Raw genomic sequence first — 24761 nt, 5'->3', positions numbered from 1 at the left:
GCAAACACGCAGTGTCAACTTCGGAACTCGCTTCTTCAATGCATGCCATCGATAGGGTTTCCCCTTAACGAAATGGCTCGCTCGGAGGGGCCGAGCCAACCGAGGAGGCACCCCCGCCGGACCGGCGAATCAGGCGTGTTCGAGCGGGCGCGCATCTTGCATTTAGTGCCGTCGCCGACTTCATTGCGTTGTGCGGCAGGCGCCCTGTCGGAGGTTCCGTTCGGGGGGGCTCTGGTGAAACAGAACAAGGAGACTTCGATGCGAATTTCCGGGCAATTCCACGGGCGCCCTTGGCGCTATTTGGCGGTGGCGCTACTCGCATTGCCAGCCTTGGCATTTGCGAATGCCGACGTCGAGAAAAACATCGCCAACTCGAAGAACTGGGCGATGCAGGCTGGGGACATGTACAACCATCGCTACAGCACGCTCAAGCAGATCAACACCGGCAATGTCGGCAAGATGCAGGTCGCGTGGACCTTCTCCACCGGCGTGCTGCGCGGGCATGAAGGTTCGCCGCTGGTCATCGACAACATGATGTTCCTGCACTCGCCCTTCCCCAACAAGGTCTTCGCGATCGATCTCGATACGCAGAAGATCGTGTGGAAGTACGAACCCAAGCAGGACCCGGCGGTGATCCCGCAGATGTGCTGCGACACGGTCAACCGCGGCGTCGCATATGCCGAGGGCAAGGTCTTCCTCCAGCAGGCCGACAGCAATCTCGTCGCGCTCGATGCCAAGACCGGCAAGGTCGTCTGGACCGTGAAGAACGGGGATCCGAAGCTGGGCGCCGTCAACACCAACGCGCCGCACGTCTTCAAGGACAAGGTCATCACCGGCATCAGCGGCGGCGAGTGGGGCGTGCGGGGCTTCCTTGCGGCCTACGACATCAACACCGGCAAGCAGGTCTGGAAGGCCTACAGCACGGGGCCGGACGCCGAAATGCTCATGGACCCGGACAAGACCATGACCTGGACCGACGGCAAGATGGCGCCCGTCGGCAAGGACTCTTCGCTGAAGACCTGGCAAGGCGATCAGTGGAAACTCGGCGGCGGGACCACCTGGGGTTGGTACAGCTACGACAAGGCCCTCAATACGGTGTTCTATGGCACCGGCAACCCGTCGACCTGGAACCCCTCGCAACGCCCCGGCGACAACAAGTGGTCCATGACGATCTTCGCGCGTGACGTCGACACCGGCATGGCCAAGTGGGCCTACCAGATGACACCGTTCGACGAATGGGACTTCGACGGCATCAACGAGATGATCCTGGCCGACATCGACGTCAAGGGCAAGCCCACCAAGGCGCTCGTGCACTTCGACCGCAACGGCTTCGGCTACACGCTGAACCGTGTGACCGGCGAATTGCTCGTGGCCGAAAAGTACGACCCGCAAGTGAACTGGGCCACGAAGGTCGACATGAAGACCGGCCGTCCGCAAGTGGTGTCCAAGTACTCCACGGCGCAGAACGGGCCGGACGTCAACAGCAAGGGCATCTGCCCGGCAGCACTGGGTTCCAAGGACCAGCAGCCGGCTTCCTTCGACCCGGAAACCAAGCTCTTCTACGTGCCGACCAATCACGTCTGCATGGACTATGAGCCGTTCAAGGTCGAATACACGGCGGGCCAGCCATACGTCGGCGCCACGCTCTCCATGTACCCGGCCCCGGGCAGCCATGGCGGCATGGGCAACTACATCACCTGGAACGCCGGTACCGGCAAGATCGTGCAGAGCCATCCCGAGAAGTTCTCGGTCTGGAGCGGCGCGCTCAACACGGCGGGCGGCCTCTCCTGCTACGGCACGCTCGAGGGCTACATGAAGTGCGTCGACAAGAAGAACATCAACAAGGAACTGTTCAAGTTCAAGACGCCCTCCGGCATCATCGGCAACGTGTTCACCTACGAGCACAAGGGCAAGCAGTACATCGGCGTGTTCTCCGGCATCGGTGGCTGGGCCGGCATCGGCATGGCCGCGGGGCTCGAGAAGGACCAGGATGGCCTGGGCGCCGTGGGTGGCTACAGGGAACTCAACCAGTACACCGAACTCGGCGGTTCCCTGACCGTGTTCGCGCTGCCAGGCGGCAACTGAAGCGCAAGGCCCTCTTTGGGGCCAGATCCGGAGATGGCAGCCGAAGGGTTGCCATCTCTTCAATCCGACGAAAACAAGGATCTCGCAATATGAGTTCAAGGAAGGCCTTGCTTATCGCCGGCGCACTGCTGATCTTGGCGGGCGCTGCTCATTCAGACGACAAACCGCCTCTATACAAGGTGGTCGATGGCTACAAGGTGGACGCCGAGACGATGAAAGGCTTCCGGGCTTGGCGAGCGGCCGCTTGCGACCGCTGCCACGGCGCCAACCAGGAAGGACTGGTCGGGCCGTCGCTCGTGGTCAGCCTGAAGACGCTGTCGAAGGAAGACTTCATCAAGACCGTGACCAACGGCCGGTTGGACAAGGGAATGCAGAGCTTCGGCAACAGCCCGGTGGTCATGCAGAACATCAATCAGCTCTACGCCTATCTCAAGGGAAGGTCCGACGGCGCGATCACGCGCGCGAAAGTCGAAGAGATCAAATGACCCACGCCGGCTCACATCAACGCATGCTCGCGGCCATCGGCATCGCGCTGGCTGCGCTGGCGGCCAGCGCGGCGGCGCAGGACCCGCCCGCGGCACGCACCGCGCTGCGCGTCTGCCAGGACCCGAACAACCTGCCGTTCTCGAACGTCAAGGGCGAGGGCATCGAGAACAAGATCGCCGAAACGTTCGGAAAGTCGCTGGGCCTTCCGGTGGTCTATTACTCCTTTCCGCAGCGCCTGGCCTTCATCCGGAACACATTGAAGTTCAAGCTGCCGGGCCAGGAATACCCTTGCGACATCGTGATCGGCGTTCCCGCGGAATATGACCAGGTGTCGGCCACCAAGCCGTACTACCGTTCGACCTACGCGCTGGTTTTCCCGAAGGGCAAAGACCTGGATCAAGTGGCATCCGGCGAGGACTTCCTGAAGGTCGATCCTGCGAAGCTGAGCAAGCTGCGCATCGGCGTCTACGACCGTTCGCCCGCATCGACCTGGCTCGCCAAGCACAAGCTCGTCGAGCAGGGTGTGCCCTACCCCGTGATGAACGCCGACCCTGATCAATACCCCGGCGAGATCATCGAGAAGGACCTCGCGGCGGGCAAGATCGACGTCGCCATTGTCTGGGGCCCCATCGCCGGCTACTACGCGCAGCGCGTCAAGACGCCCGCGCTGGCGGTGGTCCCGCTGAAATCGGAGCCCGGCGTCCAGTTCGACTACCAGATCGCCATGGGCGTGCGCTACGGAGAGCGCGAATGGAAACAGCAGGTCGAAGGCCTGATCGAATCCAACCGATCGCAGATCCAGGCGATCCTGAAGGAGTACGGCGTACCGATCGTCGATGCCTCTTACTCTTACGTGGCCCCGAAGCAATAGCGCTCCCAGCCTCCCGATGAACGCAATCCCCGTCCTGAGACTGGCGCTCGCGTTGATCGTGGGGATCCCCTGGCTGGCCTTCGCAGCGACTGATTTCTCGGTCGCCGAGCAGGCGATCTTCATGGACGACCACCTGGGCAAGCTGCACCCGCCGCTCACCCTGCACTACGTCTTCCACAAGACCGGAACGCTGGAAGAGCCCTTCGACGACAAGGTGAACCTGCTGTTGACCGCGGACCCGGACGGCAAGTGCTGCGCCGCTCGCGTGGAGTTCTTCAGCGGCGCGCGCGCGGTGCAGAAGCCCGAGGTGGAAAGCGCCCGAGGCAACCCGGCCATCCTCTACTTCCTCGAGCGCGACATTCGCGAGATGCAACGCCTGACCAAGGGCCAGCCCACCTACTTTCGCAAGCGCATCCGCATGGCGGTGTACCAGGGCGCCACGGTGCGCAACGTCACCCTGCCCTATCGCGGACAACCGGTGGCGGTGCGGGAGATCACCGTCTCGCCCTACCTCGACGATCCGAACCGTGCGCGCTTCGAGCAACTGGCCACCAAGACCTACGTCTTCCTGCTGTCGGACGCCGTGCCGGGCAGCGTCTACGGTATTCGCACCCGGGTTGACGGCGAATCCGCGGGCGCAGCACCATTGATGGTCGAGGAGATGCTTCTCGAAGGCGCCGGGCGCCAACCCTGACGGAACCCCAATGAAACGATCGATCACCACAATCGCCCTGCTGGGCTGGTGCACCCTGCCGATGGCCGCGACCCCAGCCCCAGTGAACGACTTCCCGACGCTGGACCGCGTGCAGTACGTGCAGGAGTGCATGCGCGCGCACCCCGGGCCGACCTTCGAGATGACCTCCAAGTGTTCGTGCGCGCTCGACGCACTCGCCAGCAGCGTGAAGTACAAGGATTACGTGACGATGAGCACGATCACCAAGGCCTTGTCCATTGGCGGCGAACGTGGCGGCGCGATCCGCGACGTCCCGTCCTACGAGCCCGAGATCAAGCGCTTGCGCGAACTCCAGGCCAAGGCCGAGAAAGGATGCTTCATCGGCGCCGGCCCCAAATAGCCTCGAGCAGGCCCATGATGCCGGGCATCCTTCCTTCGATGCCGATCCTGCTCGCCGGGTTGGTGCTGGGCGTTGCCTGCGCGGCCGCCCCCGCATCCGATGGTGCGACCGCGCTGGCAATCACCGAAGTCAAGCCTGGCGTGTTCGTGCATGCCGGCAAGATCGAGGACTGGGGGCCGGCCAACGGAGGCGACGTGGCGAACCTCGGCTTCATCGTCGGACGCCGTTGCGTCGCCGTGATCGACACCGGGGGCACGCCGGCGATCGGCCGTGCGTTGCGCGCCTCGATCGAACGCACCACGCCGCTGCCCATCTGCTGGGTCATCAACACGCATGCCCACCCCGACCATGTGCTCGGCAATGCAGCGTTCGTCGACGCAGGCTCGCCGGCGCCGCGTTTCGTGGCCCATGCGCGCTTCACCCGGGCGCTGGCGGCGCGAGAGGCCTACTACCTGAACGCGCTGGAACGCGACTTCGGCATCCGCCTGACCCACGCGTCGATCGTCTACCCGGACACCGTGGTGGACACATCGCTGGAACTGGATCTCGGCGAGCGCGTCCTGACGCTGCGGGCCTGGCCCACGGCACACACCGACAACGACCTCACGGTCTACGACCAGCGCACACGCACGCTCTTCACTTCCGACTTGCTGTTCGTGCAGCACCTGCCCGTGATCGACGGCAGCCTGCGCGGCTGGCTGGCGGTCATGGCCGAGCTCGGGCGGATACCGGCCGACACCGTGGTGCCGGGTCATGGGCCGGTCAGCACCAACGGGTCAGCCGCCTTCGCCACCCAGGCGAGCTACCTGGAGGCATTGGCGCGCGACACCCGCTCGGCCCTTCATGACCATCGGACGATCCAGCAAGCCGTCGACAGTATCGGCGTCCCTGCCGGTTCCCACTGGCTGCTCGGCGAACGCTTCCATCGACGCAACGTCACCGCGGCCTACGCTGAACTGGAGTGGGAAGATGTTGCGCCCATGCCGGTGGCACCACCGCCGGTCCAGTTGCCTTCCGGCCCTCGGAAGTCGAGGCCATGAAAAGCCTGTCCGTCCAACGTTTCCTGGCGCGCATCGCTGCGAGCTGCGCGCTGGTCGTTATCGGCCTGCTCTGCACCGTCGCCTGGGCCGAGATCAAGACAGCCGACAACCCGGACGCCAACCCCGTGTGGCAGAAGGTACGCGCCAGCCTGTTCCAGTCGCGGCCGATCGCCGCTGCCAGCGACGAGGTGATCTCGCTCGTCGTGCCGGCGCGGGCCGAAGACGCAGCCATCGTTCCGATCGCCATCCACACCCGCCTGCTGCAGACGCCGGCGCGCTATATCGACAAGGTCTACCTGATCATCGACAACAATCCTTCGCCCATCTCGGCGATCTTCCAGTTCACACCGCAAAGCGGGCGGGCCGACATCGAGACCCGCGTGCGCGTCGACGAGTACACCCACGTGCGTGCGATCGCCGAAACCAACGACGGCCGGCTGCACATGGCCACGGCCTTCGTCAAGGCCTCCGGCGGCTGTTCGGCGCCGCCGGGCAAGGACGCGCAGGCGGCGCTCGCGACCCTCGGTCGCATGAGACTGAGCATCGAGGGCCAGGCTGAGGACAACCAGCCGCAGCTCGCGCAACTCATGATCAGCCATCCCAACAACTCCGGCCTGGCACTCGACCAGGTCTCGCGCCTGTACACGCCGGCGTACTTCGTGCGGCAGGTGAACGTCAGCTACGCGGGCGTGCTGGTGATGTCGGCCGACGTCGACTTCTCGATCAGCGAGAACCCGAACTTTCGCTTCTATTTCCTGCCGAAGGGCGACGGCGAGCTCAAGGCCGAGGTGATCGACTCGCACGACCTGCGATTCGAGAGCACGCTGAAATACCGGCGCGCGCAATGACCGTGAGGTGTGTGCGCATGCGGCTGACCGCATGGATCGCCGCCGCCGCAGCCGCCGCAATCCTGCTCGCAGCCTGTGCGGCGTCCGGTCCGCCACAGGCGCCCGCCATCGGAAAGCCAGTCGCGCTCGCTGCCGGCGTCTACATGGTGCAGGGCGCGCCCGGTGGGGTCGACACCCGCAACCTGGGCCGTGTCGGCAATGCCGGCTTCATCGTCGGCGACACCGGCGTGCTGGCCATCGACACCGGCACCTCCTATCGCCAAGGCGAACAGCTGCTGGCTGCGATCCGCAGCGTGACGGACAAGCCGGTGCGGCTGGTCTTGATCACCCATGCGCAAAAGGACTTCCTCTTCGGCGGTGCCGCCTATCGCGAGCACGGAATTCCGATCCTCATGCATCGCCAGGCCGCGGCGCTGATGGCGTCGCGCTGCGAACGCTGCCTGAAGATGCTCAAGGAGACGCTTGGCGAGGAGGAGATGCGCGGCACCGTGATGTTCGCGCCGGACCAGCAATTCGACACCACGCAGACTCTCGATGTGATCGGCCGGCCGATCCGGTTGATGTACTTCGGGCACTCCAGCGGACCGGGCGACGTCGCAGTGCTCGATGCGGCTTCCGGCGTTCTGTTCGCAGGCGGCCTGCTCGACCATGGGCGCATTCCGGACCTGCAGGACGGCGACCTCGAAGGCTGGCTGCACGCGCTGCAGGCCCTGCGAGCACTGCCGGTCAAGGTGATCGTGCCGGGGCACGGGCCCGCGGCATCGCCCGAGGACATCGACGCGCAGGTCCGCTACCTTGCCCAATTGCAGGCGCGCGTGCGGGAATTGCTGCGCGCCGGCACCGCCCTGAGCGCGGTGCCCGATGCGGCTGCGCTGCCGGAGTTCGCGCACTGGGACCAGTACGGGAGCCTTCACCGGCGCAATGCGTCGACCCTGTTCGTGCGCCTGCAACGCGCGCAATTGGAAGAATGAGGAGCGAGGCGCGCCACCCTCAACAACAGCCCACCATGCTGCGCCGCCATTGCCCGAGATAGGCGCCATCTGGCGTTGGCATCCGCTGCAGGTCGGCGAACAGTCCACGTCGGCGTTCGGCGCTCGCCGTGAACAGCGCCTGGTAGCTCTTCAGATCGTCGTCTGCGAGCGCCGATGGCACCGTGAGCCCGCTTTCGTCGGCCGCACGGGGCGGGACACCCAGCGTGATCGTGCTGCCCAGCCCCGCGTAAAGGCAGCGTTCACCGAAGGCCTTCCGTAGCGCCGTGAACGTCGGTTCTCCGGTGCAATGACCTGGGGCGACGTAGGCGACCTTGTACGTGTCGCGCAGCGTCGTGATGATGGTCTCGATCTCCGGGTCCTTGGCGACAACGAGATGGAGGCCCCCAACGACGAACTGGATCTTCGGCTGGATCGCCGCAGCCGACTTGACGATGTTGTCAATGCCCGTGTGCGAGCAGCCGACCACGATCGCCATGCCGTCGGGCGTCTCCATCGCCAACGAGAGTTCGCGCAACTCGAGCGTGCCGGGCTTGTCGGACACCAGTGAAATCAGGTGGATCCCCGGTGCGATCACCACGGGCTTGTCGACCAGCGCGATGTTCGCTTGCGGCCATGCACTGCCGAAGCGCATCACGTCGGGCGGCTTGCCGCCGAAGTAGCGCTGCTCGGCTGGCAAGGACTCGTCCTTGCGATAGAACGTGCTCGGGAGGTCGGAGCCATAGACACCGAAGCCTTCCTTGGGCGCGTAGATCTTGACCTTCGGGTTGACGCTCAGCAGGTGGCTCATGCCTCCCATATGGTCGCCGTGTCGATGCGACATCACGACGAAGTCGAGCGTCGCGAGGTCTACTCTCAGGGCCGCCGCGTTCTTCGCCAGCACATCGGCGTTGTTACCGGTATCGAACAGGATGCGCTTGCCGCCGACCTCCACGAACGCGGCATAGCCCCAGTCCTTCTGCAGCGCCGGATCACGGCCGAAGGCATCGTAGAGCACCGTGATTTGCGCCTTGGTGGGTCGGCTGGCGCTGGGCGGCGGCGGGCTGGCGCAAGAAGCAAGCAGCAGATTGGGCGCTGCAAGTGTGGTGGTGATGAAGTCTCGGCGCTTCATGACGGCTTCCCCTTCAGGCATGCGTTCTCACCTGGCACCCGGCGCCAGGACGCGGCTTCTCATTTGGCGCCTGGCCGTTGTCCAAATCAAGCACGGACATCCGTTGAAGTCTGCCCGAGTTTGCGTTCGGCCCGATCACGCAACAGGTCGTACATCGGCGGGATGCCAAGCAGATTCATCACGACCATGGTCCCGAAGCAGGCGGCGATCATCGACAGCAGCAGGTTGGCGCTGCCCGTCATCTCGACCGCCAGGCAGATGCCAGTGAGCGGCGCACGGACCACCGCAGTGAAAAATGCCGTCAGGCCGACCACGGCGTAGGCGGTCGGGGACCCGCCGCCTGGAAACCACTGGTCGTACAGTCGACCGAACACGAGCCCGATCTGCGCGCCGAGCACCAGCATCGGTGCGAACAGGCCCCCGGGCGTGCCGGCCGCATACGACAGCGGACCGAGCGCGAAGCGGACTGCGAATATCAGGCCGATGGTGGACAGCGATCCCACATTGAGCAGCGTCTGCTGAGTGATCGCGTCGCCTCCGCCGACCCATTGCGGCGCCAGCCAGGCCACGAGACCGACCCCGCCGCCGATCAATGCCGCCCGGGCCGTCACCGGAAGTCCGGTCGCTCGATCGGCCACCGTCAGCGCGCCCATGACGGCTCGCGTATAGGCGGCAGCCGCCAGCGCTGCAATGACACCCAGGACGATGTGGACCGGCACCGTCGCGAAGCCCGGAAAGGGCTGTGCCGGCACGGTGAAATCCGGTTCGACGCCAAGGAATACGCGAGCCACTGCGATGGCCCCCGCCGAGGCGCCCAGCGCGGCGGCCGCGGTGCGCGTGTCGAAGCGCCGCAGCAGTTCCTCCAGGACGAACACCGCGCCAGCGATCGGTGCGTTGAAGGCCGTCGCGAGTCCCGCACCCGCGCCCGCGGCGAACAGCACGCGGGCGTCGAGTTGGTTGCGCCGAAACAACCGGCCGATCACGTCGGCGATCGAATGCCCCATCTGCACACTGGGTCCTTCGCGCCCGAGGGCCAGGCCGGATCCGATGGCGAGCAGTCCGCCGAAGAACTTGACGGCGGCAGTGCGCACGGGCCTGCCCGGATCGCCACCGCTGATCGCAGCCTCGACCTCGGGTATGCCGCTGCCCGCGGCGTTCGGGGAGATCCTGCTCACCAGGGCTGCTGCAGCGGCGGTCGCAGCAGCGGCGCTGGCGACGACGAGCAGAAGGCCCAGGAGCCCCTGCTGATGCGCAAACGCGATGAACTCACCTCGCAGGGTATCGGCCCGTCGGAGCAGGATCCGGAACATGGCGCAGACCAACCCGGTGACACATCCCACGAGCAGCGACAGCAGCGCGAGGACCAGCGTGCTCGCCCTGCTCTCGTCCTGATCAGGATATGGCTCCACGTCTCTTCACCCGAGGCTGCTGCCCGCGGAACGCCGAGCCAGCTTGAGCACTGCCTCCTCGACCGACATGAACACGCGGTCTGGACCGATCACTTCGATCAAGCCCGTTCGTCGAGCCTGTGCCTGCGCCCGCCCGACCGACAGCCTGGCGATGGCAACGACGATGTCAGCAGCCGCAAGGTCGGTGATCGCGCGCAGCAGGACCTGCGACCCCGTGTAGTCGATGTCGATGATGCCGTTGGCCTCGATGATCACCAGCTTCACGGGCAGGCGCTGCCTGGCGATGGCAGATTTCAGATCGGCGCAGATGCGCTCGGCGTTGCTGAAGTTGAGCGGCGCGCCGGGAGCGAAAACGAGAACCCCGGCCTCCCGCTCGAACGGCGCGCCCGGGGCAGGAGGCCACCACACAGTGCTTCCCGGAACGCGGGCCAGTTCGACGCAGTAGGGCCGCGCGACGATGTACAGGCTGTGCATGAAGGACATCACGATGGCGAGCAGCATGCCAGTCTCGATCGGCAGGGCAATGACAAGCCCGGCGCTGGCTGCCACCAGCAGGATCTCGAGTCCGCCGCGGCGATAGATCCGGATCATCTGGTCGACACGGAAAATGCGCAGGGCGATATAGACCAGGATGCCGGAGAGCGCTGCGTGGGGCACATAGGCCATCAGACCCGACGCCAGCGCCGCCAGAGCGATCATCAGGCCGACGGCCGTCAGCGACGAGATCTGCGATCGCCCTCCGGACTCGCGCACGATCGCGGTGCTCGGCGGGCTTGCGTCAACCGCGAAGGCGCCGATCAGCCCGGCCACGATGCTGCCCGCGCCGACAGCCCCGAAGTCGCGGCTGACATCGTCCGGCTTCCCCTCATCGGATGGGAACGTGCTGGCCACCGCTGCCGTCTGCATGATGCAGACCACGGCCACCACCAGCGCCAGCTGCACCATGCGGCCGAACGCCTCGACATCCGGCAGTGTCGGCAAGGCAACGTGCGGCAGCGGCACCGACAAGGCGCCGAGCAGGCTGACGCCGCGGGCACCAAGGTGAAACCAGGCCACGGCGGTGCCCGCGGCGACCAGTCCGATCAGGGCGCCCGGAATACGAGGGCTGATGCGCGACGCGACCAGCGTCACGATCAGGACCCCAGCGCCCAATCCGAGCGCATAGGGATTGGCCTCCCCGAACCGGCCCAGGACGTCGACGAGGCGCGCGAGCAGATGCCCCTTCTCGCCGGGAACTCCCAACAGGGTAGGCAACTCGCCGACGATGATGTGGACCGAGATGCCGGCCAGGAAACCCGTCGTCACCGGGATCGACAGGAGCGTCGCAAGCCAGCCGGCCTTGAGCAGGCCCACGGCGACGAGGACGAAGCCGACCATCAGGGCGAGCAGCGCAGCCAGCTGCGGATAGGGAACGGCGCTGACAGCTGCGATCGAGGCCAGGCCCCCGGCAAAGATCGGCGCAATCGTCGAGTCCGCCGCAACCGACATGAAGCGGTTGGCGCCGAATGCGGCGAATGCGATGGAGCCGGCGGCAAACGCATAGAGCCCCGTCTGCGGCGGCATCCCCGCGAGCCGGGCAGTGGCGAGTTGCCCGGGGATGGCGATCGCCGCCAGCATCAGTCCAGCGACGAGATCGCCCGGCAACCCGCTGATCCGATAGCCGCGCAGCGACGTGAAAAACCAGGTTCGCATGGCGCTGCGGCTAACCAGGTCTCTGGTTGAGCCGGTGCCCATCACTGCGCGGTAAATCGATCACGTTGTCCTCCTGATGCGGGTGCGCGATCCGTCCCGGTGGCCATCTTGCCGTACCAGGCTCCTTTCGGTTGATAGACCGCAGGATTTTTGGATCAGCGGTCTGACGCGACGACACGCAGGAAACAGTGTCTCACTCAATCAGGGTGGGTGTTGCACGGCTGAGCCGGCGCGAGTTGGCCGGTTCGCGAAACACCAACGGATGCTCCATGGCCTGCTCCGGGGTCATGCCGCCGGCGCGCTCGACGGCTTCCAGCACCAGATGGTGGTGCGGGCTCTTCACGCACGCCGGGTCGGCGACGGCCGGATCGTTGGCCAGCATGTAGGCCTGGCAACGGCATCCGCCCAGATCCTGCTCGCGGAATTCGCAACTCGAACACGGCTCCTTCATCCAGCCGGTGCCGCGATACCGGTTGAATCCCTCGGATTCGAACCAGATCTCGCGCAGGCCGTGCTCGCGAACGTTCGGAAAGCTCAGGCCCGGCAGCATCTTCGCGGTGTGGCAAGGCAAGACCGTGCCGTCGGGCGTCACGTTCAGGAAGGTGCTGCCCCAACCATTGACGCAGCGCTTGGGCGTTCCTTCGTGGTAGTCGGGTGCAACGAAGAAGATGCGCATGCGATCGCCCATTCGGGCCCGCCAGGCGTCGGTCGTGCGCTCGGCCTGCTTCAGCTGCTCATGCGTCGGCAGCAGCTGGTCGCGATTGAGGAACGCCCACGAGTAGTACTGCGTGTTCGCGAGTTCCAGGTACTCGGCGCCGAGTTCGGCCGCCATGCCGATGATGCGGTCGACGTGGTCGATGTTCATGCGGTGGATCACCACGTTCATCACCATCGGCCATCCCTGGTCCTTGATGATCTTCGCGACCCGGCTCTTCAGCTCGAAGGTCTTGGTGTGCGAAAGAAAGTCGTTCATCTCCTTCGTGGAATCCTGGAAGGAGAGCTGAACGTGATCGAGTCCTGCGGCCTTCAGCGCCGCTGCGCGCGCGGCATTCAGGCCGACGCCGGAGGTGAGCAGGTTGGTGTAGTAGCCCAGGCGATGTGCTTCGGCCGTGATCGTCTCCAGATCGTCGCGCACGAGCGGTTCGCCGCCCGACAGGCCGAGTTGCACGGCGCCGAGTTCGCGCCCCTGCCGCAGCACCCGCAGCCAGTCGTCGGTGGTGAGTTCTTCTTCCTGCCGCGCAAAGTCGATCGGGTTGTAGCAAAACACGCAATGCAGCGGGCAGCGGTAGGTCAGCTCGGCCAGCAGCCAGAGTGGCGGCCCGGGCGTCACGGGTCGTGTGGGCGGTGCGTGTTGCGTCAGTCCCATGCCAGCCACCGTTGCTTGCCCGCCAGCTCGATGAACGCCAGCACATCGCCGCTCAGCCCGCCGGTCGAGAAAGCCTGTTCCAGCTCGCTGACGATGGCCGCCACGCTGCGCTCGCCGTCGCAGCGCTTCATGATCTCGCCGCCGCTCTGGTTCAGCTTCACCATGCCCTCCGGGTAGAGCAGCACATGGGCGTTCTGCGCAGGCTCCCACTGCAGGCGGAAGCCCGTGCCGACGCGAGGCCGGGTGGCGATGCCGGGCGGCGTCATGAAGTCACCCCGTATTTCTGCGCCATCGCATCGTTCATGGCCCACAGGATGTCGAGCTTGAGCTGCAGCACCTCCAGCGCCCGTTCCTGCAAGGGCCGGGTCGTGAAGTGCGCAAGCGTGATCGCCAGCCCCTGCTCCACATCGCGCCGCGCCTGGCTCACCCGGTCGCGGAAGTACGCCATCCCTTCAGGGTCGATCCAGGGGTAGTGTTCGGGCCAATTCGCCAGACGTTGCTTGTGGATCTCGGGGGCGAAGAGTTCGGTCAGCGACGAGCACACCGCCTCCTGCCAGGGCGCGCGCCGCGCGAAGTTCACGTAGGCATCGACCGCAAAGCGCATCGCCGGTGCCACATGGCGCAGGTCGAGCACTTCCTCGCGCGTGAGGCCCACGGCCGTGGCGAGTCGCAGCCATGCCTCGATGCCGCCCTCGTCGCGCACGCCGTTCAACTCGAACCCATCATGGTCGAGGATGCGTTGCACCCAGCCCCGCCGGACCTCGCGGTCGGGGCAGTTGGACAGCACCGCCGCGTCCTTGATCGGGATCGCGATCTGGTAATAGAAGCGGTTCGCCACCCAGCCGCGCACCTGCTCCCGCGTCGCACGACCGCTGTTGAGCATGACATTGAACGGGTGGTGGATGTGATACGCACGGCCGCGCTCGCGCAGCTTTGCCTCGAATTCGTCCCGCGACCATGCCTGGGTGGTGTCAGTCATATGCAGATCTGCATGTCGTCCTCGCAGACCTCGATGCCGGCGCGCGTCAGCGTCGCGCGTTCGGGAGAGTCTTCGTCGAGGATTGGATTGGTGTTGTTGATGTGGATGAGCATGCGCCGCGTGCGCTGCGGCAGCTTGGCCATCCACTCCAGCATGCCGCCCGGGCCCGACTGCGGCAGGTGGCCGATGTCGCGGGCCGTCTTGGCGCCGAGGCCGAGGCGGGGCATTTCGTCATCGGTCCAGAAGGTGCCGTCGACCAGCACGCCATCGGCACCCGCCATGGCGTCGAACACCGCGGGCGTGATCTGCCCGAGTCCGGGCGCGTAGAACGCCCGCTTGCCGCTGCGTTCGTCGGAGATCAGCATGCCGATGTTGTCCCCTTCCACCGGACTGTCGCGGTGCGGGGAGTAAGGCGCGGCCTTGCTCGACAGCGGCAACGCGCGGAAGCTCAGGTCCGCAACGCCGGGCACGGCGAAGGCGCTGCCGTCCAGCGCGATGCGATGCCGGTCCACGCCGCAGTAGTGGCCCAGGACGCGCAGCACGGGATTACCCTGACTCAGGTCCTCTTCGACCGGATCGGTGCACCACAACGGCAGGGCACCTTTGCGTTCGCGGAGCATGAAAAGACCGGTCGCATGATCGATCTGGCCATCCATCAGCACCACACCGGCGATGGCCGTGTCACGCAACGAACGCGCCGGCTGCAACGCAGGCTTGCTGCGGATCTGTTCGAGGATGTCGGGGGATGCGTTGAACAGCACGCCGTCCACACCGTCGTCAGGCTGCACGAAGATCGACGATTGCGTGCGGGCCTTGGCGTTCAATGTGCCTGCGCGCAGGCCGGCGCAGTTGCGGCAATTGCAGTTCCACTGCGGAAAGCCACCACCGGCAGCCGAACCCAGGACGGTGATGCGCATCGGTGGCGTCGGACGCCCAACCCGTGACGGACAAGCCGACACTCCGAAGGCCAGGCCTGCGGAGCGTCGAGCGTGCCGCAACCCGGGTCAGCGGGCGGCGATGTACATCGTGATTTCGAAGCCGAGACGCAAGTCAGTCGCAGTAGGGGTTGTCCATTGCATAAAGGTCTCTCCTATGAAAATGACACGGACGCCGTGTGGTGCCGCGGGGATTGCTCATTCCCGTGACCCATGGTCGCCCTTGGCGCACCATCGGCACAGCCGCCGGATCATGATTCCGGGCTCATGATTTTCATGAATCGACGCCGCCCGGCCCGGTGAGCCGCTACCATGACCCGCGTGTCCGTACCAACCCGGGCCCCCGCTCATGAGCCTTCGGCTGAAGATCAACCTCATCGTCCTTGCGCTGACTGTTCTCTTCGCAGCGACCGTGCTTGCGCTGGAGATGCGCAGCATGCGCGAGTCCGTGCATGAGGAAACGGTGGCGGCCAATCGCGTCGCCGCGCTGCTGCTGCAGGGCACCGCCTTGCGCTACGCGGCGCAGGGCACGCCGGCGATGCTGGCCTTCCTCCAGAGCATCGGGCGGATTCGCTCCAACGACCTCACGCTGTTCGACGCGCAAGGCAACGAGCTCTACCGCTCACCGCCACCCACCTACAAGGCCGGCCGCGACGCGCCCGACTGGTTCGGCGCACTGATCGCGCCGCCACCGTCAGTGCAATCCATCGAGTTCCCCGACGGCAAGCTGGTCGTGCGGGCGAACGCCACGCGTGCCGAAGTCGATGCATGGGATTACGTGGTGACCCTCGCCCTCGGTGCGCTGGGATTCCTGATCGTGGTCAACGCCATGGTGTTCTGGCTGGTCGGGCGAGCGGTGCGGCCCTTCGGCCAGATCGTCCAGGCGCTGAACCAGCTGCAGGCCGGGCGCTTCGACGCAGCGCTGCCGCCGCTGGCAGGGACCGAGGCTGCAGCGATCGGCGCGGCCTTCAACCGCATGGTCGGCGAGTTGCAGGGGCGCATCGAAACCGAACGCCGCGCGGTGCGGGCCGAACTGCAGCTCTCCGACAGCCGCGATCTCACGCAGTGGATCGACAAGCACATCGAAGCGGAGCGCCGCATGATCGCGCGGGAGCTGCACGACGAGCTCGGCCAGTCGGTGACGGCGATGCGCAGCATGGCGCTGTCGATCGCCACGCGTGTGCACTCGTTCGACCCACAGGCCGAGCAGGCGGCGCGCCTGATCGCCGACGAGTCCTCGCGTTTGTACGACGCGATGCACGGCATCATCCCGCGCCTGACACCGCTGGTGCTGGACAACTTCGGGCTGGCCGAGGCATTGAATGATCTTGCCGAGCGCACGCAACGCATCCATACGGATGTGCAGATTGACGTGAATGTCGAGCTGGCCGACGGCATGCCGTGTGCCGACGTGTCGCTCGCCTTGTATCGGGCGGCGCAGGAGGGAATCACCAACGCCCTGCGTCACGGCAAGGCCCGCCATCTGCAACTCAGCCTGCAAGCGCAGGCCGGCGATGTGACGCTGGAACTGGTCGACGACGGCACCGGCATGCCGCCCGAAGACCCGAAACGCGGCGGCCATTACGGGCTGCGCTGGCTTGCCGAACGCGTGGAGGGACTGGGTGGCACCTTGGAGATCGAGCGCGCGGCACCGCACGGCGTGCGCCTGCAGGTGCGCTTGCCCCTGTCGACGCACAAGGAGACCGCATGATCCGCGTGCTGCTGGTCGATGACCACAAACTGGTCCGCGTGGGCTTTCGCATGCTCCTGGCCGATGCGCAGGTCGAAGTGGTGGGAGAGGCCGAAAGCGGCGAACAGGCCTGCATCGACTATCCACGCGTCAAGCCGGACGTGGTGGTGATGGACCTCTCGATGCCCGGCATGGGCGGCCTGGAGGCGGTCCGGCGCTTGCTGGCACAAGATCCGAAGGCACGCGTGCTGGCCCTTTCGGCCCATGAGGACACTGCCCATCCGCGACGCGTGCTGCGCGCCGGGGCGCTCGGCTACCTGACCAAACGCAGCGCGCCCGATGCGCTGATCGCCGCAGTCACCGCCGTGGCGCGCGGCGAGCGCTATGTCGATGCCCAGACGGCACAAGCCCTGGCGCTGACGCAGCTCGAAGGCGACACCAGCCCGGCCGATACGCTGAGCGAGCGCGAGTTCTCGGTCTTCATCCAGTTGGCCCGCGGCCAGAGCGTGGCGCAGATCGCCGAGACCCTGAACCTGTCTCCGAGCACGGTGGGCACGCACCTGTACCACGTCAAGCAGAAGCTGGGAGCGAACAACCAGTCGGAGCTGACGCTGGTCGCGCTGCGATGGGGGCTGATCCAGGCCTGAAGGAACGGGTCAAAGATCGAGGATCGGCCACCCGGACTGCAAGGCGTGCGCGCGCAGGCGTTCGTCCGGGCAAACCACCACCGGGTGCGAAACGGCACTGAGCAACGGCAGATCCCCCATGGCGTCCGAATAGAACCACGACTGCCCGAATTCGGCCAGGCTGCGCCTCGATCCCGGTGGCTGCATGGCGAGCCAATCATTGACGCGCGTGACCTTGTGTTGCCGATAGCAGGGCTCGCCATCGATCTCCCCGGTGAATGGGGCACCCTCCACACCATCCACCGTGGCCGGGCGCGTGGCCACCAGTTGATCGATGCCGAACAGACGGGCGATCGGCGCCGAAATCAGTTCCGTTGTCGCCGTGACGATGGCGCACAGGTCACCGTTGTCTTGATGGCGCTTCACCAGCGCCAGGGTCGACGTCGGCATGCGCGGCGCCATCTCGGTTTCGAACGCCTGTTGCCATTGCGCCAGCGTCGCGCGCGGAACCTGCAGCAGCGGTTTCATGTTCGCCCGGTGCATCGCGTGGATGTCGAGCGTGCCGGCAATGTATTCGTGACAGTAGGCCAGGTAGCGCGCTTCGGCCTCGGCCGGCAGGATGCCTTTCCGGATGAGAAATTGCGTCCAGGCCATGCCGCTGTCGAAGGGGATCAGCGTGAGATCCAGATCGAACAGCGCGAGCCTGTCGGAAGCCATGTCACTCGCCGACCGAAGCAGGCACGGGCTGCAGCATGCGCGCCGGCAACGCACCGCGCAGCGCATTGCAGACGACGATGGCCTCGGCGCGTTGAAGATCGTCCCGACTCAGGCTGCGCTCGATGGCGCCCCACGACGGGTCTTCCAACAGGCACGCGCGCATCACGCCCGGCAGTGCGCCGTCGGCCAGCGGCGGCGTGACCCAGCGGTCATCGATCTTCAGGAACACCGACGTGCGACCGCCTTCGACGAGCCGGCCATCGCTTGTGAAGAACAGGCTGTCGAAGGCGCCGGCACGCTCGGCGGCGCGCACGCCTTCGTCGTACACCTGCCGCAGCGTGGTCTTGTGGGCAGCCAGCGGGTTGAAGTCGGGCAGGCGTTCCTCGGCCACCACCAGCATGACCGTTTCGCGCTCGAGAGGCGCAAGGGGCGCGTGCTGGAGTTGCAGGCTTCCGTCATGGGACAGGGCCAGCCGCACGCGCCAGCGTCCATCGGACGCCAGGGTCTGGGCGAGCCGCGACAGAGCATCCAACGCTTCAGCCCGGTCGAACCTGAAGCCCAGCGCACGAGCGCTGTGCGCCATCCGCGCCAGATGGCGATCGAGATGGCGAATCGCGGTCCGGGCGCCCTGCTCCGGCATCGCGAGCATCGTCTCGAACAACGCGAAGCCCGGGTCCATGCCGGTCAGGAAGCGTGCCTTCAGATGACTCTCGTCGAACTCGTCGTCGGCCCGGCTGTCGGCCACGATGCCGGCGCCGATACCCAGGCGGGCGGGCCGCAAGCCGCGTACTTCATGCCCCAGGGAAAGAGTCCGGATCGCCACCGACAGGCAGAAGTCGCCCACGCGCGCATCGCCCTGCGGCGCATCCATCCAGCCGATGGCGCCGCAATAGAGACCGCGGGGCGTGGTCTCCAACCCGGCGATCAACTGCATCGTGTGGTGCTTGGGCGCGCCGGTGATCGAGCCGCATGGGAACGCGGCACGCAACACGTCCGGAAACCCGATTTCCGGCCTCAGCCGGGCCTGCACGGTGGACGTCATCTGGAACAGCGTGTTGTAAGGCTCGATCGCGAACAGCTTCGACACCGTCACGCTGCCGATTTGCGCGAGGCGGCCCAGGTCATTGCGCAGCAGGTCGACGATCATCACGTTCTCGGCCCGGTTCTTGACGTCGATCGACAGCATGCGCGCGGTCTCGCTGTCGCCTTCCGCGCCTTGCACGCGGCAGGCCGTGCCTTTCATGGGCCGGGCTGTGAGCAGGCCTTGCTCGTTGTGCAGGAAGAGTTCGGGCGAACAGGACAGCACGTGCGTCACTGCATCGACGGATCCGCATCGCGCCGGCAAGGCGACCAGCGCGCCATAGGACACCGGCTGGCGGTCGCGCAGCCGCCGGTACAGCGCCACCGGCGACCCGTAGGCCTGTCCCTGCAGCCGGAAGGTGTAGTTGACCTGATAGGTCTCGCCCGCGGCGATGGCCTCGTGGATGCGCGCGATGGCCTGCTTGAAAGCCGGCTCGTCCACGCTGGGCTTCAGGTCCATCACGCCGGCCGCCGACGGCGGACCCGGCTCGAGGCTCGCGAGCCAGTCGCTCACCTCAGCGGCCGAGAGTCGCGACAGGTCACGGAACATCAGCACGCGGAGTGCGGACGCGTCGTCATCGCCGAGTCGCTCGTGGCCCGCCTTCAAGAGCTTGGCGCCCCATTCGTAGTCGATGAGCAGGACCGCATGCAACCCTGCGCGCAGGTCGGCATCCACCGGCGCCCACATCGCGGCAAGTCCGGCGGGGTCGGTGCAGTGGTGCTCGCGCACGAATCCGCGGTACAGCCTGCTCGTCGGCTGCGCGGGGCTTGCGTCCCGGTCGTCGAGCAGCGCGAAACAGTCGGTGGTCGAAGTTTTCACGGTGCGGTTCCGTCCGCTATCGGGCAATGATGATCTCCCCCCTGCCGTCCACTGCCAAGTCCCCCAGGTGCCTTTCGATGCGCCTCGCGGCCAGCGCCGCGAAGGGCCCGCCGTGGCGTGCAAGGTCGCGCGCCAGCAGTTGCCAGAAAACGTCCGCCCCACCGAGCGCAGGAACGAAGGTGGCGGGAATGTCCGAGGCCTCCGGCTCGTTGGCGAAAACGACGCTGCCGCGCCGCATGCCCCAGCCCACATGCGCCCCGGCGCGCCCGCCGACGGCAATGGTGCCGGCCACCAGGCGCGACGCCAGGAAGTCGCCGGCATTGCCATGGATGACGGCGCTGCCGCGCCGCATGCGATCCCCGAATCGGGCGCCGGCATGGCCCTTGACGACGAAGGTGCCGCCGCGCATCCCGTCCATGCTGCCCGGCAGGGTGCCGGCCGCGAAATCGTCCACATCGCCCTGCACGGTGAACGTGCCGCCCGCCATTTCGCATGCGGCCAGCAGGCCGGCGCGGCCTTCGACGACGAGTTCGCCTGCCGTCATGCAGCCGCCGGCATGGTGCCCGACGTTGCCGTCGACATGGATGCGGCCTCCCGCCAACTGCCAGCCCACACGATCGAAGCGCGACAGGTCGCCGTCGAAGATGAGCGAATCGTTGTCGTCGTGGGGCTCGATCCGGAAGAATTCGGCCAAGGGGATCCATGCATTGCCATATCCTAAGTGCAGGCGCTCGACCTCGGCCGCCGACAGGCCCGCCAGCGCGGTCGGCGTCACGCCGCGCAGGTCCACCCGGAGGGCAGGTGATGCCTTGAGCGTCAACCGCCAGCCGCTCATGGCCCGCCCTCCGCCAGCAGCTTGTGCAGATGGAAGTGGAACGGACCGAGCTTGCCGCCGTAGTTACCCGCAGAAATCCGCAGCAGCCCCTTCGCTGCGCCGCATGCGATACCGGCTTGCATGCCCACGCGCATCGCTGCGCCGACATCGGCTTCGGTCAGCCCATCGATCACGATCTCCATCACGCAGCGTGTCTGCGGCGTCAGTTCGCTGCGCGGCACCAGGCCGTAGAGGCTGGGGCAGAACGCATCGTTGGTCGACGCGTTGAGCGCCGCATACTTGCTGCCCACTTTGGAGCCGGAGCGCACCACCCCGCCGGGGAAGGGCATGATCACATTGGGAAGCGCCTTCATCGCGAGCACGGCGGCCTCTGCGACGGCCAGCGCGCTGTCGGTGTCGCTGCACAAAAGCAGCAGGTTGCCGCCGCCCACGCCCTTCACCACCGCCGTGCTTTCCTGCGCAACGAACTCGCCGTCCATCACCGGCACCCGCCAATAGCGGATGCCATCGATCACCTTGGAAATCTGCCAGCCGTCGCCGAAGAAGCGCAGGTTCTGCCCGAGCGCGATCGCTTCCCCTTCGGCGATGCCGGCGTAGACCGCCGTCGTCGGGCAGGTCAGCACGCATTGGCCGACACGCCGTTCCACCTGTTTGGCCAACTCCTTGCCCGACATCGAGAAGATCAGCACGCTGAGGCCAGGGCGTCCGTCGGGCGTCTCTTCGGGGCCAAGTTCGCGCTCGATGCCGGCCTCGCACCCACAGGCAATCACCGAGGTGGCCAAGCCGGTCGCCGACACCGCCGCGTGACGCGCCCAGGCGGTGTTGTGCGCGGTGATGATGATGCGCGTCGCCTTCATCGGAAAGGCTTCGGCGAAGCCATCGTCGATCTGTACGCCGTTGCGGATCAACGTATCGCTCATGACCCGCTCTTGAAACACGCCGCCGGCAGCAGGCGCCCGCCGTTGCAGCAACGGCACAGCTCGTCGTGGCCGATCGCGATGTGGTCGAAGTTCACCGAGCCGCGCGCTGCGAGATGCCGGCGCAAGGTCTTCTCGATGCCGCGGTCATAGTCCGGCTCGACGAAGTGGGTGCCGCCGACCGGCACCGCTGTGACGCGCCCTCCCCGCGCTACCAGCGCCCCGTCCTTGAAGACGTACTCGGGCGCGGAGAACATGGCTTCGCGGTCGGCCTGCTCGCGGTACACCGCGATGTCCGCGGCCGCCCCCACGCCCAGGTGGCCGCGGTCGCGCAGACCCAGCAGCCTTGCCGGCGCGGCGCGCGTCATGATGGCGATCTCGCGCAGCGTCAGCTCGCGCGTGATCGAGCGCAACGCGCAATTCGCCGCCACGTCCGGATGCAGCCTGGCCAGTTGTTCCTCGCGGAAGGTGCGATCCATCAGCAGGCGGATCAGGTGCGGGTAGCTGGTGAACGGTCCGCCGTTGGGATGGTCGGTGGTCAGCACGACCCGCCACGGGTCTTTGACGAGCAGGAAGATCTCCAGCCCGATGACCCACTGCAATGCGTTCACATAGCTCTGCTCGCGGTACTTGAACGGAACGACGCCGCAACCGGCCTCGCACTCGATATCGCTGCCGACCCACTTGCGCGGACTGGCGAGTCCGGATTGGGCATGCTGGCGCATCGAGTCGGCCGAGGCCGTGACGGTCTGGCCGAACATGATCTGTCCGACATCGATGCTGACGTTCGGGTTGGCGTTGACGGCCTCGGCGAGTTGCAGCGCCGCGGATGAAAACTTCTTCGGCCCTTCCGTGCCGTAGGCGTGGAACTGGACATGCGTCAGGTGCGCGGGCAAGCCTTCCAGCGCCTGGATGGTCTGGAGCGTCGATTCAATGTTGCCGGCCACGCCCAGGTTGCTGCCGTGGATGTGCAGCGGGTGCGGCACGCCGAGTTCGCGGAGGGCCCGCGCCAACGTATGAACCACCTGACGCGGCGTGACCTGCCAGTGGACATGGCGCTCGTCGACGTCCAGCTTGCGCTGGTTGAACTTGAAGGCGGAAATGCCTGCAGGATTGACCACCTTGACGCCCATTGCCTTGGTGGCGTGCATCGTCCAGCCCATGTAGTCGCGGATGGCCTCGAACGTATGTCCGGCCTCGCCGCCCTTGGAAAGCAGTTCGAGAAACAGCTCGTCATTGCCGAGCATCACGTAGGCGCCGTGGTCGAGGATCGGCGTGTCGCCCATCTCCATGTGCGCCTGGCGTGCATTGCTCGCGATCATGGCCGGCTCGAAGGCCGCGGTGTAGCCCATCTCCACATAGCGGTAGCCCGTGGCCAGCGTGCCGGGCGCACAGCCGCCGCACGACGCCAGTTCGAGCGAATTGCCCGGGAGTGCGATCGGATTGCCGTTGGCCCGATGGTCCTCGGGCATCAGCAGGCGCGCGAGGTTGATCTTGCCGCCGCCGATGTGCGTGTGCATGTCGATGCCGCCCGCCATCACGACGCAGCCGCTTGCGTCGATCTCGGCATCGACCGGATCGCGCGTGTCGAGCGTTGCGATGCGACCATCCAGCACGCACAGGTCGCGCACGGTGTCGGCGGACTGGGTCGGATCGATGAGCCGACCGCCGCGAAGGCGCAGGCTGCTCATGGGCTGGCTTTCGCGCGCAACGCCGAGACGCCCTGCGCGATGCCGCCGAGCACGTCGGCCACCGTCGGCAAGGTGTCGCGATAGACCGGGACCAGCGGCAGCACCGCGCCGCCGTCGGCCCGAAAGAGATGGCCGGCCGATCCGATACCCGGTGTCGATACCGGAATGAAGACGCTCCCGACGCGCGCGGCCGAGGGACCAAGGGCGGGGTGCCCCAGCACAACGAGCGGCGCCTGTGTCGCGGGCGGCGCACATGTGGCGTCGAAGCTCGAGATCCACAGCAAACTGTCCACGGCTGCGTCGGCCAGGAGGCGCACGGCATCGAAGCACAGCGGTTCGTGCTCCAGCCCCGCCGGGCCGGCACGCGAACGCAATGGCAATCCCGAGAGCCAGGTGAATACCTGGTTCACTGTGCCCGCGCCGTTGCCGCCACCGAGCCACATCGCAGCCGCGCGCGTGGTGGTGTTCAGCGTACCGACGATCCGATGGACGCCTTCGATGATCAACGCGCCTTGCGCGGGTAGCCGGCCCGTTTGGCCGACGATCACCGCGTAGCGTGCGGCGAGCAAGCGCTCGGCCAATGCAGCCAGCGGCAAAGGGACGTCGCGCACGGCACGTCGGGCCAGAAGCGCGGACAGCAATGCCACTGTCGAGAACAGGTCGCCGTGCAGGGGGACCGACTCGGTCGTAACGCCACCGTAGCTGGCGAGCGCCGCCAAGGCCGCCAAGGCCGCCGGGTCGGATGCCCCATCCCCCAGTAGCACCACGTGTCGCTGCGGCACCAGGCCTTCCTCCCCCAAACCGCAACGCGCAAAGAACTCGGCAGCTTCGCCGCCGGGCAGTTCGCCGAGGCAAACGATGAGGTCGGCGCGGGTTCGCACTTCGGCCAGCGTGGTGGTGAAGGCGCCGCGATCTTGCAGCGATCGCACGGTATGCATCAGCGCCTCGCCGCCTGCGGGGTCGCAGATCGCGCCCGTCTCGCAGGCCAGACGGTAGACGGCGCGCGCGCCCGCCACATCGGTACCCAGGCCGCCGAAGAGCGGTTGCCGGCTCGCGGCCAGGATGCGGGAAGCGGCAGCGACCGCATCGGCCAGATCGACAGCTTGCCCGTCGACCGTGGATGTTGCCGCAGAGGGCGTGCCCGAAAACTGCGCGAGGCCGATGCGCGCGCTGGCGCACTCGCCATCGGCCAGTTCCAGCGTGGTGGTCGCGCTGGCCCGGACGCTCAGGTTGTCGCAAAGCAACAGACAGAAAGGGCAGGTCCAGCGCACCGCACCGCCTTCCGTCGCCAGCAAAGATTCGGTCATCGCGCTGCTTCACGCAAGCGATGTGCCACTGCACGCCACGCCGATGTCCTCCCCGCTGCGAACGGACGTCCTTCAGAAGTGAAACACTGTGTGGCGCGCCGTGTTGCAGTTCTGGCCTGAGCGCACCGTCGCAGGCCCGCGGCGCAACGGTATCGCGTTGGCACGAAACGTGATGCGGCAACATCCATGATGCG

24 protein-coding genes are annotated in these 24761 nt (G+C 66.4%); 10 read left to right on the top strand and 14 right to left on the bottom strand.

The window, feature by feature from the left end; translation table 11 throughout:
• Positions 1-258 precede the first annotated feature (258 nt).
• The 8 genes from AC1DN9_RS23320 to AC1DN9_RS23285 all read left to right on the top strand — a co-directional run bounded on the left by AC1DN9_RS23320 (position 259) and on the right by AC1DN9_RS23285 (position 7374).
• On the top strand, positions 259-2085 hold the full coding sequence (locus tag AC1DN9_RS23320; protein ID WP_478104032.1) for a methanol/ethanol family PQQ-dependent dehydrogenase: 1827 nt from the start codon (positions 259-261) through the stop codon (positions 2083-2085).
• 89 nt (positions 2086-2174) lie between these two features.
• Positions 2175-2570 carry a c-type cytochrome gene (locus tag AC1DN9_RS23315; RefSeq protein ID WP_478104031.1) on the top strand — a complete coding sequence of 132 codons (396 nt, stop codon included), beginning with the start codon at positions 2175-2177 and terminating at the stop codon, positions 2568-2570.
• Between the two features lie 23 nt (positions 2571-2593).
• Entirely contained in the window at positions 2594-3442 is an 849-nt protein-coding gene (locus tag AC1DN9_RS23310; RefSeq protein ID WP_478104088.1) for a substrate-binding domain-containing protein, read from the top strand.
• 16 nt (positions 3443-3458) lie between these two features.
• On the top strand, positions 3459-4136 hold the full coding sequence (locus AC1DN9_RS23305; RefSeq protein WP_478104030.1) for a hypothetical protein: 678 nt from the start codon (positions 3459-3461) through the stop codon (positions 4134-4136).
• Positions 4137-4146: 10 nt separating this feature from the next.
• A complete protein-coding gene (locus AC1DN9_RS23300; protein ID WP_478104029.1) occupies positions 4147-4515 on the top strand; it encodes a hypothetical protein in 369 nt (122 codons plus the stop codon).
• 14 nt (positions 4516-4529) lie between these two features.
• Positions 4530-5555 carry a quinoprotein relay system zinc metallohydrolase 2 gene (locus tag AC1DN9_RS23295; RefSeq protein WP_478104027.1) on the top strand — a complete coding sequence of 342 codons (1026 nt, stop codon included), beginning with the start codon at positions 4530-4532 and terminating at the stop codon, positions 5553-5555.
• Positions 5552-6403 carry a quinoprotein dehydrogenase-associated SoxYZ-like carrier gene (locus AC1DN9_RS23290; protein ID WP_478104026.1) on the top strand — a complete coding sequence of 284 codons (852 nt, stop codon included), beginning with the start codon at positions 5552-5554 and terminating at the stop codon, positions 6401-6403. The genes AC1DN9_RS23295 and AC1DN9_RS23290 overlap by 4 nt, the downstream gene beginning before the upstream one ends.
• A gap of 17 nt (positions 6404-6420) precedes the next feature.
• Positions 6421-7374, top strand: coding sequence for an MBL fold metallo-hydrolase (locus AC1DN9_RS23285; protein ID WP_478104025.1), 954 nt, complete (start codon positions 6421-6423; stop codon positions 7372-7374).
• A 19-nt stretch (positions 7375-7393) separates the two neighbouring features.
• Here the strand turns inward: AC1DN9_RS23285 and AC1DN9_RS23280 are convergent, their stop codons facing one another.
• From AC1DN9_RS23280 to pqqA, 8 genes are all read right to left on the bottom strand, one after another.
• Positions 7394-8503: an MBL fold metallo-hydrolase gene (locus AC1DN9_RS23280; protein WP_478104024.1), complete on the bottom strand. Its 1110-nt coding sequence runs from the start codon at positions 8501-8503 to the stop codon at positions 7394-7396.
• A gap of 86 nt (positions 8504-8589) precedes the next feature.
• Complete coding sequence (locus AC1DN9_RS23275) at positions 8590-9912, bottom strand: ClC family H(+)/Cl(-) exchange transporter (protein WP_478104022.1); 1323 nt, start codon at positions 9910-9912, stop codon at positions 8590-8592.
• Between the two features lie 6 nt (positions 9913-9918).
• The gene (locus tag AC1DN9_RS23270) at positions 9919-11604 is read right to left on the bottom strand and encodes a SulP family inorganic anion transporter (protein WP_478104021.1); all 1686 of its coding nucleotides are present in this window, start codon (positions 11602-11604) and stop codon (positions 9919-9921) included.
• A gap of 193 nt (positions 11605-11797) precedes the next feature.
• Entirely contained in the window at positions 11798-12970 is a 1173-nt protein-coding gene (gene pqqE, locus AC1DN9_RS23265; protein WP_478104020.1) for a pyrroloquinoline quinone biosynthesis protein PqqE, read from the bottom strand.
• Entirely contained in the window at positions 12961-13236 is a 276-nt protein-coding gene (pqqD, locus tag AC1DN9_RS23260; protein WP_478104018.1) for a pyrroloquinoline quinone biosynthesis peptide chaperone PqqD, read from the bottom strand. Before pqqD ends, pqqE begins: the two co-directional genes overlap by 10 nt.
• Positions 13233-13949: a pyrroloquinoline-quinone synthase PqqC gene (gene pqqC / locus AC1DN9_RS23255; RefSeq protein WP_478104017.1), complete on the bottom strand. Its 717-nt coding sequence runs from the start codon at positions 13947-13949 to the stop codon at positions 13233-13235. Before pqqC ends, pqqD begins: the two co-directional genes overlap by 4 nt.
• On the bottom strand, positions 13946-14866 hold the full coding sequence (gene pqqB / locus AC1DN9_RS23250) for a pyrroloquinoline quinone biosynthesis protein PqqB (protein WP_478104016.1): 921 nt from the start codon (positions 14864-14866) through the stop codon (positions 13946-13948). The genes pqqC and pqqB overlap by 4 nt, the downstream gene beginning before the upstream one ends.
• 87 nt (positions 14867-14953) lie before the next feature.
• Complete coding sequence (pqqA, locus tag AC1DN9_RS23245) at positions 14954-15028, bottom strand: pyrroloquinoline quinone precursor peptide PqqA (protein ID WP_478104087.1); 75 nt, start codon at positions 15026-15028, stop codon at positions 14954-14956.
• 205 nt (positions 15029-15233) lie between these two features.
• On the opposite strand from pqqA, the gene AC1DN9_RS23240 reads away from it, so the two are divergent.
• Positions 15234-16595, top strand: coding sequence for an ATP-binding protein (locus AC1DN9_RS23240; RefSeq protein WP_478104014.1), 1362 nt, complete (start codon positions 15234-15236; stop codon positions 16593-16595).
• Positions 16592-17221, top strand: coding sequence for a response regulator (locus AC1DN9_RS23235; protein ID WP_478104013.1), 630 nt, complete (start codon positions 16592-16594; stop codon positions 17219-17221). The genes AC1DN9_RS23240 and AC1DN9_RS23235 overlap by 4 nt, the downstream gene beginning before the upstream one ends.
• 9 nt (positions 17222-17230) lie before the next feature.
• Here the strand turns inward: AC1DN9_RS23235 and AC1DN9_RS23230 are convergent, their stop codons facing one another.
• From AC1DN9_RS23230 to AC1DN9_RS23205, 6 genes are read right to left on the bottom strand one after another with little or no spacing between them, the layout of a single operon-like run.
• Positions 17231-17917, bottom strand: a complete 687-nt coding sequence (locus AC1DN9_RS23230) for an HAD family hydrolase (RefSeq protein WP_478104012.1) — start codon at positions 17915-17917, stop codon at positions 17231-17233.
• A gap of 1 nt (position 17918) precedes the next feature.
• Entirely contained in the window at positions 17919-19817 is a 1899-nt protein-coding gene (locus tag AC1DN9_RS23225; RefSeq protein WP_478104011.1) for a chorismate-binding protein, read from the bottom strand.
• Positions 19818-19833: 16 nt separating this feature from the next.
• Positions 19834-20652, bottom strand: a complete 819-nt coding sequence (locus AC1DN9_RS23220) for a formylmethanofuran dehydrogenase subunit C (RefSeq protein WP_478104010.1) — start codon at positions 20650-20652, stop codon at positions 19834-19836.
• Positions 20649-21572, bottom strand: coding sequence for a formylmethanofuran--tetrahydromethanopterin N-formyltransferase (gene fhcD / locus AC1DN9_RS23215; protein ID WP_478104009.1), 924 nt, complete (start codon positions 21570-21572; stop codon positions 20649-20651). Before fhcD ends, AC1DN9_RS23220 begins: the two co-directional genes overlap by 4 nt.
• On the bottom strand, positions 21569-23260 hold the full coding sequence (locus AC1DN9_RS23210) for a formylmethanofuran dehydrogenase subunit A (protein WP_478104007.1): 1692 nt from the start codon (positions 23258-23260) through the stop codon (positions 21569-21571). The genes fhcD and AC1DN9_RS23210 overlap by 4 nt, the downstream gene beginning before the upstream one ends.
• Complete coding sequence (locus tag AC1DN9_RS23205) at positions 23257-24567, bottom strand: molybdopterin-binding domain-containing protein (protein ID WP_478104006.1); 1311 nt, start codon at positions 24565-24567, stop codon at positions 23257-23259. The genes AC1DN9_RS23210 and AC1DN9_RS23205 overlap by 4 nt, the downstream gene beginning before the upstream one ends.
• Positions 24568-24761 lie beyond the last annotated feature (194 nt).

Source organism: Variovorax sp. 05L425 (genome assembly GCF_056397705.1).
This window is presented reverse-complemented; position numbering and strand designations above follow the sequence as displayed.

Excerpts from the sequence above, each read along its gene's own strand:
- AC1DN9_RS23210 (WP_478104007.1), bottom strand. The coding sequence starts at position 23,260 with ATGAGCAGCCTGCGCCTTCGCGGCGGTCGGCTCATCGATCCGACCCAG.
- AC1DN9_RS23285 (WP_478104025.1), top strand. The coding sequence starts at position 6,421 with ATGCGGCTGACCGCATGGATCGCCGCCGCCGCAGCCGCCGCAATCCTG.
- AC1DN9_RS23280 (WP_478104024.1), bottom strand. The coding sequence starts at position 8,503 with ATGAAGCGCCGAGACTTCATCACCACCACACTTGCAGCGCCCAATCTG.
- AC1DN9_RS23240 (WP_478104014.1), top strand. The coding sequence starts at position 15,234 with ATGAGCCTTCGGCTGAAGATCAACCTCATCGTCCTTGCGCTGACTGTT.
- pqqE (WP_478104020.1), bottom strand. The coding sequence starts at position 12,970 with ATGGGACTGACGCAACACGCACCGCCCACACGACCCGTGACGCCCGGG.
- AC1DN9_RS23220 (WP_478104010.1), bottom strand. The coding sequence starts at position 20,652 with ATGAGCGGCTGGCGGTTGACGCTCAAGGCATCACCTGCCCTCCGGGTG.
- pqqB (WP_478104016.1), bottom strand. The coding sequence starts at position 14,866 with ATGCGCATCACCGTCCTGGGTTCGGCTGCCGGTGGTGGCTTTCCGCAG.
- AC1DN9_RS23295 (WP_478104027.1), top strand. The coding sequence starts at position 4,530 with ATGATGCCGGGCATCCTTCCTTCGATGCCGATCCTGCTCGCCGGGTTG.
- AC1DN9_RS23270 (WP_478104021.1), bottom strand. The coding sequence starts at position 11,604 with ATGCGAACCTGGTTTTTCACGTCGCTGCGCGGCTATCGGATCAGCGGG.
- pqqD (WP_478104018.1), bottom strand. The coding sequence starts at position 13,236 with ATGACGCCGCCCGGCATCGCCACCCGGCCTCGCGTCGGCACGGGCTTC.
- AC1DN9_RS23310 (WP_478104088.1), top strand. The coding sequence starts at position 2,594 with ATGCTCGCGGCCATCGGCATCGCGCTGGCTGCGCTGGCGGCCAGCGCG.
- pqqC (WP_478104017.1), bottom strand. The coding sequence starts at position 13,949 with ATGACTGACACCACCCAGGCATGGTCGCGGGACGAATTCGAGGCAAAG.
- AC1DN9_RS23300 (WP_478104029.1), top strand. The coding sequence starts at position 4,147 with ATGAAACGATCGATCACCACAATCGCCCTGCTGGGCTGGTGCACCCTG.
- fhcD (WP_478104009.1), bottom strand. The coding sequence starts at position 21,572 with ATGAGCGATACGTTGATCCGCAACGGCGTACAGATCGACGATGGCTTC.
- AC1DN9_RS23235 (WP_478104013.1), top strand. The coding sequence starts at position 16,592 with ATGATCCGCGTGCTGCTGGTCGATGACCACAAACTGGTCCGCGTGGGC.
- AC1DN9_RS23290 (WP_478104026.1), top strand. The coding sequence starts at position 5,552 with ATGAAAAGCCTGTCCGTCCAACGTTTCCTGGCGCGCATCGCTGCGAGC.
- AC1DN9_RS23315 (WP_478104031.1), top strand. The coding sequence starts at position 2,175 with ATGAGTTCAAGGAAGGCCTTGCTTATCGCCGGCGCACTGCTGATCTTG.
- AC1DN9_RS23205 (WP_478104006.1), bottom strand. The coding sequence starts at position 24,567 with ATGACCGAATCTTTGCTGGCGACGGAAGGCGGTGCGGTGCGCTGGACC.
- AC1DN9_RS23320 (WP_478104032.1), top strand. The coding sequence starts at position 259 with ATGCGAATTTCCGGGCAATTCCACGGGCGCCCTTGGCGCTATTTGGCG.
- AC1DN9_RS23230 (WP_478104012.1), bottom strand. The coding sequence starts at position 17,917 with ATGGCTTCCGACAGGCTCGCGCTGTTCGATCTGGATCTCACGCTGATC.
- AC1DN9_RS23305 (WP_478104030.1), top strand. The coding sequence starts at position 3,459 with ATGAACGCAATCCCCGTCCTGAGACTGGCGCTCGCGTTGATCGTGGGG.